The 13,299-nt window shown below is 62.5% G+C and carries 15 protein-coding genes; 13 read left to right on the top strand and 2 right to left on the bottom strand.

Annotated elements, in window-relative coordinates; all coding sequences use genetic code 11:
* Positions 1-79 precede the first annotated feature (79 nt).
* Both DOM32_RS07385 and DOM32_RS07380 read right to left on the bottom strand, forming a co-directional pair.
* Positions 80-1,024: a ribokinase gene (locus DOM32_RS07385; RefSeq protein ID WP_110632803.1), complete on the bottom strand. Its 945-nt coding sequence runs from the start codon at positions 1,022-1,024 to the stop codon at positions 80-82.
* 11 nt (positions 1,025-1,035) lie between these two features.
* A complete protein-coding gene (locus DOM32_RS07380; protein WP_110632800.1) occupies positions 1,036-1,968 on the bottom strand; it encodes a D-2-hydroxyacid dehydrogenase in 933 nt (310 codons plus the stop codon).
* Between the two features lie 370 nt (positions 1,969-2,338).
* Here DOM32_RS07380 and DOM32_RS07375 point away from each other — a divergent pair, with 370 nt between their 5' ends.
* The 13 genes from DOM32_RS07375 (at position 2,339) to DOM32_RS07315 (ending at position 13,268) form a co-directional block, all read left to right on the top strand.
* On the top strand, positions 2,339-2,614 hold the full coding sequence (locus tag DOM32_RS07375) for an FmdB family zinc ribbon protein (RefSeq protein ID WP_071230054.1): 276 nt from the start codon (positions 2,339-2,341) through the stop codon (positions 2,612-2,614).
* Between the two features lie 30 nt (positions 2,615-2,644).
* Positions 2,645-4,426: an aspartate--tRNA ligase gene (aspS, locus tag DOM32_RS07370; protein ID WP_110632796.1), complete on the top strand. Its 1,782-nt coding sequence runs from the start codon at positions 2,645-2,647 to the stop codon at positions 4,424-4,426.
* A 217-nt stretch (positions 4,427-4,643) separates the two neighbouring features.
* Entirely contained in the window at positions 4,644-5,183 is a 540-nt protein-coding gene (gene ruvC / locus DOM32_RS07365; RefSeq protein WP_110632793.1) for a crossover junction endodeoxyribonuclease RuvC, read from the top strand.
* Between the two features lie 97 nt (positions 5,184-5,280).
* The gene (gene ruvA / locus DOM32_RS07360) at positions 5,281-5,883 is read left to right on the top strand and encodes a Holliday junction branch migration protein RuvA (protein ID WP_071230051.1); all 603 of its coding nucleotides are present in this window, start codon (positions 5,281-5,283) and stop codon (positions 5,881-5,883) included.
* 7 nt (positions 5,884-5,890) lie between these two features.
* Positions 5,891-6,958: a Holliday junction branch migration DNA helicase RuvB gene (gene ruvB / locus DOM32_RS07355; RefSeq protein ID WP_110632790.1), complete on the top strand. Its 1,068-nt coding sequence runs from the start codon at positions 5,891-5,893 to the stop codon at positions 6,956-6,958.
* Positions 6,951-7,361 carry a tol-pal system-associated acyl-CoA thioesterase gene (ybgC, locus tag DOM32_RS07350; protein ID WP_110632787.1) on the top strand — a complete coding sequence of 137 codons (411 nt, stop codon included), beginning with the start codon at positions 6,951-6,953 and terminating at the stop codon, positions 7,359-7,361. Before ruvB ends, ybgC begins: the two co-directional genes overlap by 8 nt.
* 13 nt (positions 7,362-7,374) lie before the next feature.
* The gene (gene tolQ / locus DOM32_RS07345) at positions 7,375-8,064 is read left to right on the top strand and encodes a protein TolQ (protein ID WP_071230048.1); all 690 of its coding nucleotides are present in this window, start codon (positions 7,375-7,377) and stop codon (positions 8,062-8,064) included.
* A 14-nt stretch (positions 8,065-8,078) separates the two neighbouring features.
* Positions 8,079-8,534 carry a protein TolR gene (gene tolR / locus DOM32_RS07340; RefSeq protein WP_071230047.1) on the top strand — a complete coding sequence of 152 codons (456 nt, stop codon included), beginning with the start codon at positions 8,079-8,081 and terminating at the stop codon, positions 8,532-8,534.
* Positions 8,535-8,543: 9 nt separating this feature from the next.
* Entirely contained in the window at positions 8,544-9,701 is a 1,158-nt protein-coding gene (gene tolA, locus DOM32_RS07335; RefSeq protein ID WP_110632785.1) for a cell envelope integrity protein TolA, read from the top strand.
* Between the two features lie 11 nt (positions 9,702-9,712).
* Positions 9,713-11,026 carry a Tol-Pal system beta propeller repeat protein TolB gene (gene tolB, locus DOM32_RS07330; RefSeq protein WP_110632783.1) on the top strand — a complete coding sequence of 438 codons (1,314 nt, stop codon included), beginning with the start codon at positions 9,713-9,715 and terminating at the stop codon, positions 11,024-11,026.
* A gap of 47 nt (positions 11,027-11,073) precedes the next feature.
* Positions 11,074-11,586: a peptidoglycan-associated lipoprotein Pal gene (gene pal / locus DOM32_RS07325; protein ID WP_071230044.1), complete on the top strand. Its 513-nt coding sequence runs from the start codon at positions 11,074-11,076 to the stop codon at positions 11,584-11,586.
* Between the two features lie 18 nt (positions 11,587-11,604).
* Positions 11,605-12,462 carry a tol-pal system protein YbgF gene (ybgF, locus tag DOM32_RS07320; protein ID WP_110632780.1) on the top strand — a complete coding sequence of 286 codons (858 nt, stop codon included), beginning with the start codon at positions 11,605-11,607 and terminating at the stop codon, positions 12,460-12,462.
* A 47-nt stretch (positions 12,463-12,509) separates the two neighbouring features.
* Entirely contained in the window at positions 12,510-13,268 is a 759-nt protein-coding gene (locus tag DOM32_RS07315; RefSeq protein WP_110632777.1) for a YciK family oxidoreductase, read from the top strand.
* The last annotated feature ends 31 nt before the right edge of the window (positions 13,269-13,299 follow it).

Below are 13,299 nucleotides of genomic sequence, written 5' to 3'. Positions count from 1 at the left end.
GTTCCTGGGTTCGATCTCGTTGCAAGCCAGCCAAGGCGCTGGCCATGAAAGGTTGATGATCATCGACGACGGCCGTGGATCAGCCGCTTCGTCGCTCGAGCGTGAGGGCAGGCAGCGTCGTCATGGCCTCTTCGACGACGGCGACAACCGGGATGCTCGGCTCGGCGCCGGCCTGCTGGACGCATAGTGCCGATGCGGTCGTCGCCAGACGAAGGGCCTGCTCAATGCCGTCGCCCCGTTGTCTGGCCGCCATGAAATAGCCGATGAAGGTGTCGCCGGCAGCGGTCGTGTCGACGGCCTCCACGCGATGGGCGGTCAGCGTCACCCGCTCGTTGCGGTACTGATGGCAAACGCCCTCGCTACCCAGGGTCAGCACGATCTCGACGTCCGGCAGCCGCGTCGCCAATGCTGCCAGCAGGGTGTCGGCATCGGTGTCTTCGTCCTGCGCCACCAGCGCCGCCGCCTCGCCACGGTTGAGAAACAGGATCTGGCAGAGTTCCAGTGGCAGGTCGGTGACATCGGAGGAGAGCGGTGCGGGATTGAAGGCGATAGAAAGCCCCCGCTCCGCGGCGAGATGCAGCATCCGCTCGGCAGCGTTGCACTCGTTCTGCATCAGGATCCAGCCGCCGGATTCGGCGGCGTCGACCAGCGCGCCCAGACGACTCTCCTCGAAGCCGTGATTGGCGCCGGGGTAGAGGATGATCGCATTTTCGGCGTCGTCGTCGACCTGAATCAGCGCATGACCGCTGGCTCCGGCAACCAGTTCGACATCGTTCACCTCGACGCCTGCCTCGATGAGCGGGGCCAGCGCCCAGCGGTCGGCCTCGCCGAGGCGGCCCCAATGGACGACGCGCCCGCCGGCACGTGCCAGTGCCAACGACTGATTGGCGCCCTTGCCCCCCAGGACCTGATGCAGACTGGTGCTGGAAAGCGTCTCGCCGGGCCGAACCAGATGGGGAACCCGGTAGACGTGATCGATATTGATGGAGCCGAAGTTGTAGACCGCCGGTGTTTCGTGTGCCATTTCGTTGCTCCTCAAGCCAGCCAGTCGCGAAGATTGTCTGCCGTCAACTCGACGACGCGCTGACGCGCCTCCGGCGTGATCCAGGCATTGTGAGGGGTCACGATGAGATTGAGCGGCTCGGCGAGCGCGTCGAGCAGCGCATGCCCCTCGCGCGGCGGCTCGCTGGGCAGGCTGTCGACGGCCAGACCGCCAAGACGTCGATCCCGCAGGGCGGCCAGGGCGGCAGCTTCATCGATGATACCGCCGCGAGCGCAGTTGATCAGCAGCGCATCGGGCTTCATGGCGGCCAGCGCGTCGCTGCCGATGAGGCCGCGCGTCTCGTCGGTCAGCGGGCAGTGCAGGCTGAGAACATCGGCGGTGTCGAGCAGCGAGGCAAGCGCCGGGCGGGAATCGTTGGCCTCGTTGCCGGGGCGGGCGCTGAACGTGACCCGCATGCCGAACGCTTCGCCCAGCCTGGCCACGGCGGTGCCGAGCACGCCGCTGCCGACGATGACGAGATGCTTGCCGGCGAGCTGCAGCGTACGCTGATCCAGCAGGCAGAAAATGTCGCTACGCTGCCAGGCGCCGGCCTTGACCTCGGTCTGATAAAGCGGGAGCCGGGCGGCCAGCGCCAGCATCAACATCAGAGTATGCTGCGCAACGCTCGCCGTGCCGTAGGCAGAGACATTGCGCACGACGATTCCCCGTCGCTCGGCGGCTGCCATGTCGATATTGTTGGTGCCGGTCGCGAGTACGCAGATCAGCTTCAGCTCCGGCAGCGCATCGATCATTTCGGCATCGACGACGACCTTGTTGGTCAGGGCGATCGTGGCACCGGTCAGGCGCTCCCGCGTCTGCTCGGGCGAGGTGAGCTGATGAACGTCGAGATTCTCGACGAGGGCGCGAATCGGGGTGAGATCGACATCGTCACCCAGTGAGGCGGCATCCAGGAGAACGGCTTTCATGCTTCCTTTTCCTTGTCTCTTTCCTGTCTCGAATCGCATGGCATGGCCATCGCTGGCGTGCGAACGACGACATTGGCGTTATCAGCCGGTAATATTGCCCGCGACCGGCTGCTGCGCGCTATACTATGCGGCTTTCGAACGCGGCTTGGAAAGCGCGACGCCAGGTGCCGCCTCGGTCGCCTTCGAGATCGACCGAAAAACGTGCTTGAAAAGGCGGAAGCAGCCCTGATCTTCAAGAGCGATTTGAAACGCGGTGCCTCCACCGGTCGTGGTGGAGGGCAACGCGCAGAGGCCCCGGTGACGGGGCGCGTCGATAGCAGGACGGTGCCGAAGCATGAAGCGGCGCTATCCCGTATAGAGTGATGAAACCATGCCCATCTACGAATATGAGTGCAAGGCCTGCGGCCATCGCCTGGAAAAACTCCAGAAGCTCAGCGCGGCGCCGCTGACCGACTGTCCGGCCTGCGAGCGGTCGGAACTGTCCCGCCTGGTGTCGGCAGCCGGATTCCGGCTGGCTGGGGGCGGCTGGTACGAAACCGATTTCAAATCGGGCAGCAAGAAGAATCTCGTGGGCGATAGCGCCAGCCCCGCACCGGCAGGCGATAGCGGCAGCAAGTCGAGCGGCGACAGCAAAGCCTCAGCCTGAGTTACAGTCTTTACCAATCTAGGATCCAGCATGCGCAGTCATTATTGCGGCCAATTGAACGAATCATTGATCGATCACGAAGTCACGCTATGCGGGTGGGTGCATCGCCGCCGCGACCATGGCGGTGTCATTTTCCTCGATATGCGCGATCGAGACGGTGTCGCTCAGGTGGTGGTGGATCCCGATACCGCAGAAGCGTTCGCCAATGCCGACCGTGCGCGTAGCGAATACGTGCTGCGTATCGTCGGCCGTATCCGGCTGCGCCCGGAAGGCACCCAGAACCCCAACATGCCCACCGGCATGATCGAAGTGCTGGCCAAGCAGGTCGATGTCCTGAACACCGCCGCCACGCCGCCTTTCCAGCTCGACGAGCATGGCAAGGTGGGCGAGGAAGTCCGGCTCAAGTATCGCTACATCGATCTGCGCCGTCCGGAGATGATCGAGAAGCTGCGCCTGCGTTCGCGGATCACCCACAGCGTGCGGGCCTATCTCGAGGAGCAAGGCTTTCTCGATATCGAGACGCCGATCCTCACCCGCGCCACGCCGGAAGGCGCGCGCGACTACCTGGTGCCGAGCCGGACTCACGACGGTCACTTCTTCGCACTGCCGCAGTCTCCGCAGCTGTTCAAGCAGCTGCTGATGGTGTCCGGTTTCGACCGCTACTATCAGATCGCCAAGTGCTTCCGCGACGAAGACCTGCGTGCGGATCGTCAGCCCGAGTTCACCCAGATCGATATCGAAGCATCGTTCATCGACGAGCAGGAGATCATGGGCACCACCGAGCAGATGGTGCGCCAGCTGTTCCAGGAAGTGCTGGACGTCGCGTTGCCGACGTTCCCGCGCATGCCCTACAGCGAAGCGATGCAGCGCTATGGCTCCGACAAGCCGGATCTGCGCATTCCGCTGGAACTGGTGGATGTCGACGACCTGATGCAATCGGTGGACTTCAAGGTCTTCTCCGGCCCGGCGAAAGCGGAAGATGGCCGCGTGGCCGCGCTCAAGGTCAGCGGCGGCGCCAAGCTGTCGCGCAAGGAGATCGACGACTACACCAAGTTCGTCGGTATCTACGGGGCCAAGGGGCTGGCCTGGATCAAGGTCAACGAGCGCGCCAAGGGGCTCGAGGGTCTGCAGTCGCCGATCGTCAAGTTCATGGAAGGCATCGTCGAACAGCTGCTGGATCGTGTCGGGGCGGAAGATGGCGACATCATCTTCTTCGGCGCGGACAAGGCGCGCATCGTCAACGAGGCAATCGGCGCGCTGCGCGTCAAGCTGGGCGAAGATCTCGATCTCTACACCTCCAAGTGGGCGCCGCTGTGGGTCGTCGATTTTCCGATGTTCGAAGCGGACGATAACGGCCGTCTTTCGGCGCTGCATCATCCGTTCACTGCGCCATCGTGCTCGCCGGAAGAACTGCAGGCCTCGCCGGCCACGGCGCTATCGCGCGCCTACGATATGGTGCTGAACGGCACCGAACTGGGGGGCGGGTCGATTCGTATCCACGACCAGGCCATGCAGCGTGCGGTCTTCGAAGTGCTCGGCATCGGCAAGGAAGAAGCCGAGGAGAAGTTCGGCTTCCTGCTCGACGCGCTGCAGTTTGGTGCGCCGCCTCACGGTGGCCTGGCCTTCGGTCTCGACCGTCTGGTGATGCTGATGACCGGCTCGCGCACCATCCGCGATGTCATCGCCTTCCCCAAGACGCAGAGCGCCGCCGACCTGATGACCGACGCCCCCGGTGAAGTCAGCAGCCAGCAGCTCCGCGAACTGCATATTCGGCTGCGCCAGAAGGCGAAGCCGGACAGCACCGGCGAATAACCAGTCTGGTGGATACAGATGTCGGCGCCCCCAGGGGCGCCGGCGTCGTTTCGAGGGGCATTGCCGGGTGCGCGTTCTATCCTGACATGCCCGACAATATATTCATCAGTGCCGATCGGAGCGGTTCATCGGTATCGGCAGAAGACGTTCGCCGATATCGATTGGAGAGAAGCATGGCGATGACGATTTCCGGCCGAGGGGTCGAGGAGTTCAGTACTTGATTCTGCTGGGTATCGACCCCGGTTCACGGGTAACCGGCTACGGCGTCATCGATGTTGCCGCCAGGCCACGCTATGTCGCCAGCGGCTGCATTCGCATCGAGGGCGAGGATCTCGCCCAGAAGCTGGCGCGGGTCTATGCCGGCGTCAGCGAGTTGATCGGCCTCTACCGGCCGGCGGAGTTCGCCATCGAGCGTGTGTTCATGGCCAAGAACGCGGACTCCGCACTCAAGCTGGGCCAGGCCCGCGGCAGTGCCATCGTCTGCGCCGCCAATCATGGCCTCCCGGTGCATGAATATGCCGCGCGTCAGGTCAAGCAGGCCGTCACGGGCAATGGCGGCGCCGAGAAAGCCCAGGTCCAGCATATGGTGATGGCGCTGTTGTCTCTCGACGCGCTCCCGCCGGCCGATGCAGCCGACGCGCTGGCCATCGCGTTGACCCACGGCTATGCCCGCCAGGGATTGCTGGCAGTGTCTCCCCAGCGTCGAGGAAAGACGTCGCGAGGCGGGCGGTGGCGGGACTTCAGGCCCGGTGATTAGGGGGCATGGAGGTAGCTGGAGAGTTGAATCGGGGTAGCTAGTCAGTTGAATCGGTGATGCGTATAGTGGACGCCGTCATAGTAAGGATACGGATGGCATGATTGGACGTTTGCACGGCACGCTGCTGGAGAAACATCCCCCCTGGATCGTCATCGATGTACATGGTGTCGGTTATGAGCTTGAAACCTCGATGACCACACTGGTCTCGATGCCCGGCGTGGGGGAAGAGGTGCGACTCTACACGCATCTCAGCGTGCGGGAAGACGCCCACCTGCTCTATGGTTTCGCCCGCGACGAAGAGCGACAGCTGTTCCGGGCGCTGATCAAGGTCAATGGAGTCGGTCCCAAGCTGGCACTGGCCATCCTGTCGGGGATGGATACCGACGCCTTCATTCACTGCGTGATGGAAGGCGACAGCAAGGCATTGACCAAGTTGCCCGGCGTCGGCAAGAAGACGGCTGACCGGCTGATCGTCGAAATGCGCGATCGTTTCCCGCACTGGCAGGAAGGTCAGGCGTCGCTGCTCGATGGCAGTACAGCGGCAAAGCCTTCGTCCGATCCGTTAGCGGATGCCGAAGCTGCACTGGTCACGCTGGGCTACAAACCCACGGAAGCGTCCCGCATGCTTTCCGGCCTGGACAAGACCCTCCCGACCGAAGCGCTGATCAAAACGGCGCTGTCACGCCAGCTGGCTGGATAACGCACCCATGATTGAACCCGACCGTCTGATCGCGGCACCACCGCAGCAGGGCGAGCAGCAGGTTGACCATGCGATTCGGCCGCGCCGACTCGACGACTACATCGGTCAACCGCGAGTGCGTGAGCAGCTCGATATCTTCATCTCCGCCGCGCGCCAGCGGGGCGACAGTCTCGATCACACCCTGGTTTTCGGACCGCCCGGGCTGGGCAAGACCACGCTCGCCAATATCATCGCCGCCGAAATGGATGTCGACATCAAGTCGACCTCCGGCCCGGTGCTGGAGCGTGCCGGCGATCTGGCCGCCATGCTGACCAACCTGCAGCCGGGCGATGTGCTTTTCATCGACGAGATCCACCGCCTCTCCGCGGCGGTGGAGGAAGTGCTCTATCCGGCGATGGAGGATTTCCAGCTCGACATCATGATCGGCGACGGCCCGGCCGCGAGATCGATCAAGCTCGATCTGCCGCGCTTCACGCTGGTCGGGGCGACAACTCGCGCCGGGCTGCTGACCTCGCCGCTGCGCGATCGATTCGGCATCGTCCAGCGGCTCGAATTCTACGCTATCGACGAGTTGACCGAGATCGTCACGCGTTCGTCACGACTGCTGGGCGTGCCAGCGGATGTCGCCGGGGCCCGGGAGATTGCACGCCGCGCGCGCGGCACGCCGCGGATCGCCAACCGTCTGCTGCGGCGAGTGCGCGATTTCGCGGAGGTCAAGGGTGACGGCAAGGTCAGTGCTTCCGTCGCAGACCAGGCGCTGAACATGCTCAACGTCGATAGTCACGGGCTCGATCACATGGATCGCCGGCTGCTGCTGGCGATGATCGAGAAATTCGATGGCGGGCCGGTCGGTGTCGACAGTCTTGCGGCGGCCATCAGTGAAGAGCGCGACACGATCGAAGACGTCATCGAACCCTATCTGATCCAGCAAGGGTTCATGATGCGTACCGCCCGCGGCAGGATCGTGACTCGTTCCGCCTATACCCACTTCGGCATCGTCCCGCACGAGCATGCGCTGGGCGAGCCGGTATCACGAGTCGGGATATCGAGCGATGAGGACGCTGGCAATGCGTGAATTCACCCTGCCGGTGAAAGTCTACATCGAGGATACCGACGCCGGCGGTATCGTGTACTACGTCAACTACTTGAAATTCATGGAACGTGCACGTAGTGAATGGCTCAATGCGCTAGGCTTCGGTCAGCGCGGACTGATCGAGCAGGGCGTGCAACTGGTCGTCCATTCACTGAACTGTCGCTATGCACGTCCGGCCAGACTCGACGATCGACTGGAGGTAACAGCCAGCGTCAGTCGTGTTGCGGCCTGTTCGCTGCAATTCGAACAGGCCGTTCGGTACGACGGGGATACATTATGCGAAGCGACGGTCGATATTGCCTGTGTCGACGCGCAACGCCTGAAACCGATACGTTGGCCCAGCGAACTACGCTCGGTCCTGACGTCCGACATTCCAAGCCAGTGATTCGAGGATTTTCGTGAACGACTCCATGTCCATCCCCCATCTGATCATGAATGCCAGTCTGGTGGTCCAGCTGGTCATGCTCCTGCTGTTGGCGGCTTCCATCGCTTCCTGGGTCGTGATCTTCCAGCGCAGTTTCGCGCTGCGACGAGCCAGAAAGGCGCAGAAGGCGTTCGACGAGCGATTCTGGTCAGGTGTCGATCTCAACGAACTCTACCGTGATGTCCCGGAGAACTACGAAGCGCAGGGCTCGGAGCATGTGTTCCGTGCCGGTTTTCGCGAGTTCAATCGCCTGATGCCCAAGACGCGCAGCAGCGAAGCCGTGCTCGACGGCGTCCAGCGCTCGCAGCGTGTGGCACTGTCACGCGAGGAAGATAGCCTCAACGCCAATCTGACACTGCTGGCGACCGTGGCATCGGCCAGCCCATACATCGGTCTGTTCGGCACGGTCTGGGGCATCATGGGTTCCTTCCAGAGCCTCTCCATGGCACAGCAGGCAACGCTCTCCACCGTGGCGCCCTGGATTGCCGAAGCGCTGGTCGCGACGGCCATGGGCCTCTTTGCAGCGATTCCGGCGGTGATCTTCTATAACCGTCTGTCGTCGATCGCCAGCCGCCTGCTTGGCGAATACGAAGATTTCGCCGAGGAGTTCCATTCGATCCTGCACCGTAACCTGCAAGGTCGCGGCGGCAATCAGGCGGCCTGAGGCGGAGGTTCGACATGGGTGGACCCTATAGCCGCCATCATCGGCGCAAGCCGATGGGCGAGATCAACGTCGTCCCGTTCATCGACGTCATGCTGGTACTGCTGGTGATCTTCATGATCACCGCGCCAATGCTGACCCAGGGGGTGCAGGTCGATCTGCCCCAGGTCACGTCGGAGCCGATCGACACCGAGGAGCAGGAACCGATCATCGTCTCCGTGGATAGCCAGGGCGAGTACTACATTTCGCTGGGCGAGCAGGACAAGCCGGTCACGTTGCAGACCGTCGGCGACCAGGTGGTGGCGATTCTCGAACGCAAGCCCAATACACCGGTCATGGTCAGAGGCGACAAGAATGCCTCGTATGGCCAGGTCGTGACGTTGATGAGTACGCTGCAGATGGCAGGTGTGGCGAATGTCGGATTGATTTCCGAGCCGCCGCAAGGCGAGTCGTCTTCGACTGGCAAAGGGTAAGGAGTCAGCATGGCGAAGCGAAACCGCCGTGTCGGTTACGGCTTGCCCGTCGTCCTGGCGATCGCCGTTCACGTGGTGGCGCTACTGATGACGATGCTGCGTCTGCCGGACAGCGAACCCACGCCAAGCTCTTCGTCTGTGGTGCAGGCGACACTGGTCAGTGACGTGACGGCGACGGATCAGGCCCAGTACGCTCAGGAAGCGCGCGCGCGTACTGCACAGCGTCAGGCCGAAGAGGCCGCCCAGGCGGCGGCCGAACAGGAGGCGCAGGAAGCGGCCCGGCAGGCAGCCGAGCAGCAGGCGCAGGAAGAAGCTCAGGCCGAGGAAGCCGAACGACAGGCGGCAGCGGCACAGGCCGAAGCCGCGGCCCAGCGTCGTCAGCAGGCAGCAGAGCAGGCAGCGGCCGAACGCGCCGAGGCGGAAAAGCAGCAACAGGCGGCCGAGGCGAAACGTCAGGCGGAAGCCAAGGCGAGAGCGGAGGCGGAGAAGCAGCGCCAGGCCGAGGAAAAGGCGAAGGCTGAAGCCAAGGCAAAAGCCGAGGCAGAGAAGAAACGCCAGGCCGAGGAAAAGGCGAAGGCCGAAGCCGAGGCAAAAGCCGAGGCGGAGAAGAAACGCCAGGCCGAGGAAAAGGCGAAAGCCGAGGCGGAGAAGAAGCGTCAGGCCGAGGAAAAGGCGAAAGCCGACGCCAAGGCCAAAGCCGAGGCGGAGAAGAAACGCCAGGCCGAGGAAAAGGCGAAGGCCGAAGCCAAGGCAAAAGCCGAGGCGGAAAAGAAAAAGGCTGCGGAAGCCGCCGCGAAGAAGGCTGCCGCCGAAGCGCTGAACAACTCGATTGCCAACGAGCAGGAGCGAATCGCCAATGCCCAGCAAGCTGCCCAGGCTTCGAACAGCTTCATCAACCTGGTCAAGCGCGCCGTCGAGGACCGATGGCACTTGCCGGCCAATGTGGACAGTGGCTTGGTAGCTCAGGTACGCGTGAGACTGGGGCCTTCGGGTGAGTTGCTGGCAGCCAGTATCACTCGCAGCAGCGGCAATCCCAGCTTCGATCGCTCGGCGACGCAAGCCGTGGAAGCCGCGGCGCCATTCCGTGAGCTACAGCAGCTCGATGCGGGGTTGCAACGGCGGTTCCGTGACTTCAATCTCAAATTCACCCCCGGGGATATACAGTGATGAAACGATGGATGTCTCAAGGATGGAAAGCCCTGGCCAGCGGTTGGCTGCTGGCGTTGACGGCATTGATTTGTCTGACGACTACGGCCCAGGCACAGAATCTGACCATCGAAATCACTCGCGGTAGCGATCAGGCAACGCCAATCGCTGTCGTGCCGTTCGAATTCAGTGGTCAAGGCGGGCTGCCGCAGGACGTGGCGCAAATCGTCAGCGACGATCTGGAGCATAGCGGCCAGTTCTCGCCGTTGAGCCGCAGTTCTCTCGTTTCACTGCCCAGCAGCAGTCAAGACGTGTTCTACGACGACTGGAAGCGTGTCGACGCTCGCTATCTCGTGGTTGGCAAGATCGAGCCGCAGGGCGATCAATATCGCATCCAGTACGAGCTCATGGACGTTCTCGGCGGCAAGCGAATGCTGGGCGAAACGCTGACCTCGTCCGGCGGCAATCTGCGTGCCAGTGCGCATTACATCAGCGATCAGATCTTCGAAGCGATTACCGGTATTCGCGGCGCCTTCTCGACCCGGATTACCTACGTTTCGGCCAGCGGTGCAGGCGAAAACGCTCGCTATGCCCTGTATGTGGCCGACGCCGATGGCTACAACGCGCAGCAGATCCTCTCTTCCGATGATCCGATACTCTCGCCGGCGTGGTCACCGGATGGCCAGAAGATCGCCTACGTCTCTTTCGAATCCGGTAACTCGGCTATCTATGTCCAGAACGCTTCCACCGGCGAGCGCGTGCGGCTGACCTCGTTCCCCGGCATCAATGGCGCGCCGGCCTGGTCGCCGGACGGTCGCAAGCTGGCGATGTCGCTCTCCAAGGACGGCCAGCCCGAGATTTACGTGATGAACCTGGCAACGCGTCAGGTGACCCGGCTGACCAACAACTCCGCCATCGAGACGGAGCCGGACTGGACGCCGGACGGCCGATCCCTGATCTTTACTTCCGACCGTAGCGGTGCACCGCAGCTATATCGCATGTCGGCCAATGGCGGACAGGCGGAGCGGGTGACGTTCACCGGCAACTACAACTCCGACGGGCGCTTTTCACCCGACGGTAAAACTCTCTTCATGGTCACTCGTGACGACAGCGGTTATCACGTGGCGAAGCAGGACATGGACACCAATCGTGTCACGGTCTTGACTGATTCACAGTGGGACGAATCGCCCAGTGTCGCACCGAATGGCACCATGATAATCTTCGCTACCCAGCAAGGGGCGCAAGGTGTGTTGGGGGCAGTTTCTTCGGATGGACGCGCGTCCTTCCGGCTGCCTTCGACGCAGGGTGACGTACGCGAACCCGCGTGGTCGCCGTTTTTGAACTAAACGACTACAGTCATTGTGTCATTCGACATCCGAGCAAGGAGATGACAATGCAAATCAAGACCTACGCCAAGACGTTGGCAGTCGCGCTTTCACTCGCCGTAGTGGCTGGCTGTTCCAGCAGTGGCGGTACCCAGGAAGGGGACATGGATGGCACCTCTGGCAGCATGTCTGGCCAGGGTATGACCACCGGCCAAGGCACTTCGGGCTCCCAGATGGGCGCCGGTGAGCAGATGCCTAGCGTCGACACCATCTATTTCGCATTCGATAGCGAAGAAATTCGCCCTGAATTCGAATCCGTACTGCGCGGTCACGCTCAGTACATGATGGCCAACCCGAACACCAACGTGACTCTGCAGGGCTATGCCGACGAGCGTGGTACTCGCGAATACAACCTGGGTCTCGGCGAGCGCCGTGCACAGGCTGTCGAGCGTTACCTGACCGTTCAGGGCGTATCTCCGTCCCAGATCCAGATCGTCAGCTACGGTGAAGAGCGTCCGGCAGTTCAGGGCCACACCGAAGAAGCTTACGCCAAGAACCGTCGCGTCGTGTTCTCGTACTAAGTACCGGCGGAGAGAAGCATGAAACACGGTCTGAAAAGACTGTGCGGCGCGGGAGCCCTGGTGCTCCCGCTGTCCGTATGGGCTCAGCAACCAGTCGTCGATGATCTTACCGGTCAGTCGAATGGCTTCTACAGTCAGACGGAAGCTCGCCAGAGCAGCGGGGGGACGCTGACGATCCTCAATCAGTTGCAGGACAATCAGCAGCAGATCCAGCAGCTTCGCGGTCAGGTCGAAGAACTGCGTTATCAACTGGACCAGCTCAAGCGCCAGACCCAGCAACAGTACCTGGACCTCGATGACCGTATTTCCGGCGGGGGAATGGGGGCAGGCGATAACGATACCGGCAGTGGTTCGAACGGCGCCGGTCTCGACGGCGGCAGCGTCGACAGCGCTAGCGCAAACGATGTCGCGGGCAGTCCGGCGTCGGCAGATGATGGCGCGGCTGGTGCCGCAGCGGAGGATCGTTCATCCAGCCAGCCGAGCGCGAGCAGCGGTGGCGGAGACGGGCGCGAAGCCTACCAGTCAGCGTTTCAGCTGGTGCAGTCACGCCAGTTCGATTCGGCCATCGAAGCGTTCCAGGGCTTCATCAGAGATTATCCGCAGTCCAGCCTGCTGCCGAATGCGCATTACTGGCTGGGTGAGCTTTATTCGGCACAATCCCAGCTCGATCAGGCCGCCGATGCGTTCGGCACCGTCATCAGCGACTATCCGCAGAGCAACAAGATGCCGGATGCGCTATACAAGTTAGGCTTGCTGAAAGCGCGGCAGGGCGACACCGACGGCAGCCGTCAGCTGCTCGAGCGCGTTCGCGGTGATTATCCTGACAGCAACGCTGCACAGATGGCGGGCGATTTTCTCAACCAGATGGGTGGCTGATCGAATCAGGCCGCCTCGCTTCCGGTTTCGTGACTCAGGACATCCTTATGACGTGCCATATCGATTACCAGGCGCCTGACGGTCTGCTCGACGGGAAGATCGTGCTGATCTCCGGTGCCAGTGCCGGCATCGGTCGGGCCGCGGCCATAAGCTACGCGCGTCATGGGGCTACGGTCATTCTGCTGGGCCGCAGCGTCAGTCGTCTCGAAGGAGTTTACGACGCCATCGAGGCGATGGGCGCACCACAACCGGCCATATTTCCGCTCAACCTGGAAAGTGCGACCTCGCAGGATTATCGGGCGGTCGCGGCGAAGCTGGAAAAGGAGTTCGGCCGTCTCGATGGCCTGCTCCACAATGCGAGCATTCTCGGGGAGAGGGTAGCGGTCGAGGCCTACGACCCGGAACTCTGGGCGAAGGTGATGCAGGTCAACTTCACCGCCACGCTGGGCTTGACGCAAGTTCTGCTGCCGCTGCTGGAACGCTCCGCCAGCGCGTCCGTCATTTTCACGTCTTCCAGCGTGGGGCGGCGCGGACGCGCCAACTGGGGCGCCTATTCGACCTCGAAATTCGCCACCGAAGGATTGATGCAGATCCTCGCCGACGAGCATCAGGGCTCGGCCATCCGCTTCAACTCGCTCAACCCTGGCGCGACACGCACGGCCATGCGCCAATCCGCTTATCCGGACGAGGATCCTCGAGTGCTGCGCACGCCGAAAGAGATCATGCCGACCTACCTTTGGCTGATGGGGCCGGACAGCGAGTCAGTCAGCGGTCAGGCTTTCGACGCCCAACCGCCGAAGACGTGAGGCGGGCGACAAGGCCCGCCGCCTGGATCGG

The organism is Salinicola salarius, from assembly GCF_003206135.1.
Taxonomy (GTDB): Bacteria; Pseudomonadota; Gammaproteobacteria; order Pseudomonadales; family Halomonadaceae; genus Salinicola; species Salinicola salarius.
The sequence above is the reverse complement of the archived record's forward strand: the minus strand, read 5'-3'. Positions and strand labels throughout refer to the sequence as shown.

Coding starts and splice junctions, on each gene's coding strand:
- DOM32_RS07380 (WP_110632800.1), bottom strand. CDS start 1,968: ATGAAAGCCGTTCTCCTGGATGCCGCCTCACTGGGTGACGATGTCGAT.
- ruvB (WP_110632790.1), top strand. CDS start 5,891: ATGATTGAACCCGACCGTCTGATCGCGGCACCACCGCAGCAGGGCGAG.
- DOM32_RS07315 (WP_110632777.1), top strand. CDS start 12,510: ATGACGTGCCATATCGATTACCAGGCGCCTGACGGTCTGCTCGACGGG.
- DOM32_RS07385 (WP_110632803.1), bottom strand. CDS start 1,024: ATGGCACACGAAACACCGGCGGTCTACAACTTCGGCTCCATCAATATC.
- ruvA (WP_071230051.1), top strand. CDS start 5,281: ATGATTGGACGTTTGCACGGCACGCTGCTGGAGAAACATCCCCCCTGG.
- aspS (WP_110632796.1), top strand. CDS start 2,645: ATGCGCAGTCATTATTGCGGCCAATTGAACGAATCATTGATCGATCAC.
- ybgC (WP_110632787.1), top strand. CDS start 6,951: ATGCGTGAATTCACCCTGCCGGTGAAAGTCTACATCGAGGATACCGAC.
- pal (WP_071230044.1), top strand. CDS start 11,074: ATGCAAATCAAGACCTACGCCAAGACGTTGGCAGTCGCGCTTTCACTC.
- ybgF (WP_110632780.1), top strand. CDS start 11,605: ATGAAACACGGTCTGAAAAGACTGTGCGGCGCGGGAGCCCTGGTGCTC.
- tolR (WP_071230047.1), top strand. CDS start 8,079: ATGGGTGGACCCTATAGCCGCCATCATCGGCGCAAGCCGATGGGCGAG.
- DOM32_RS07375 (WP_071230054.1), top strand. CDS start 2,339: ATGCCCATCTACGAATATGAGTGCAAGGCCTGCGGCCATCGCCTGGAA.
- tolB (WP_110632783.1), top strand. CDS start 9,713: ATGTCTCAAGGATGGAAAGCCCTGGCCAGCGGTTGGCTGCTGGCGTTG.
- tolA (WP_110632785.1), top strand. CDS start 8,544: ATGGCGAAGCGAAACCGCCGTGTCGGTTACGGCTTGCCCGTCGTCCTG.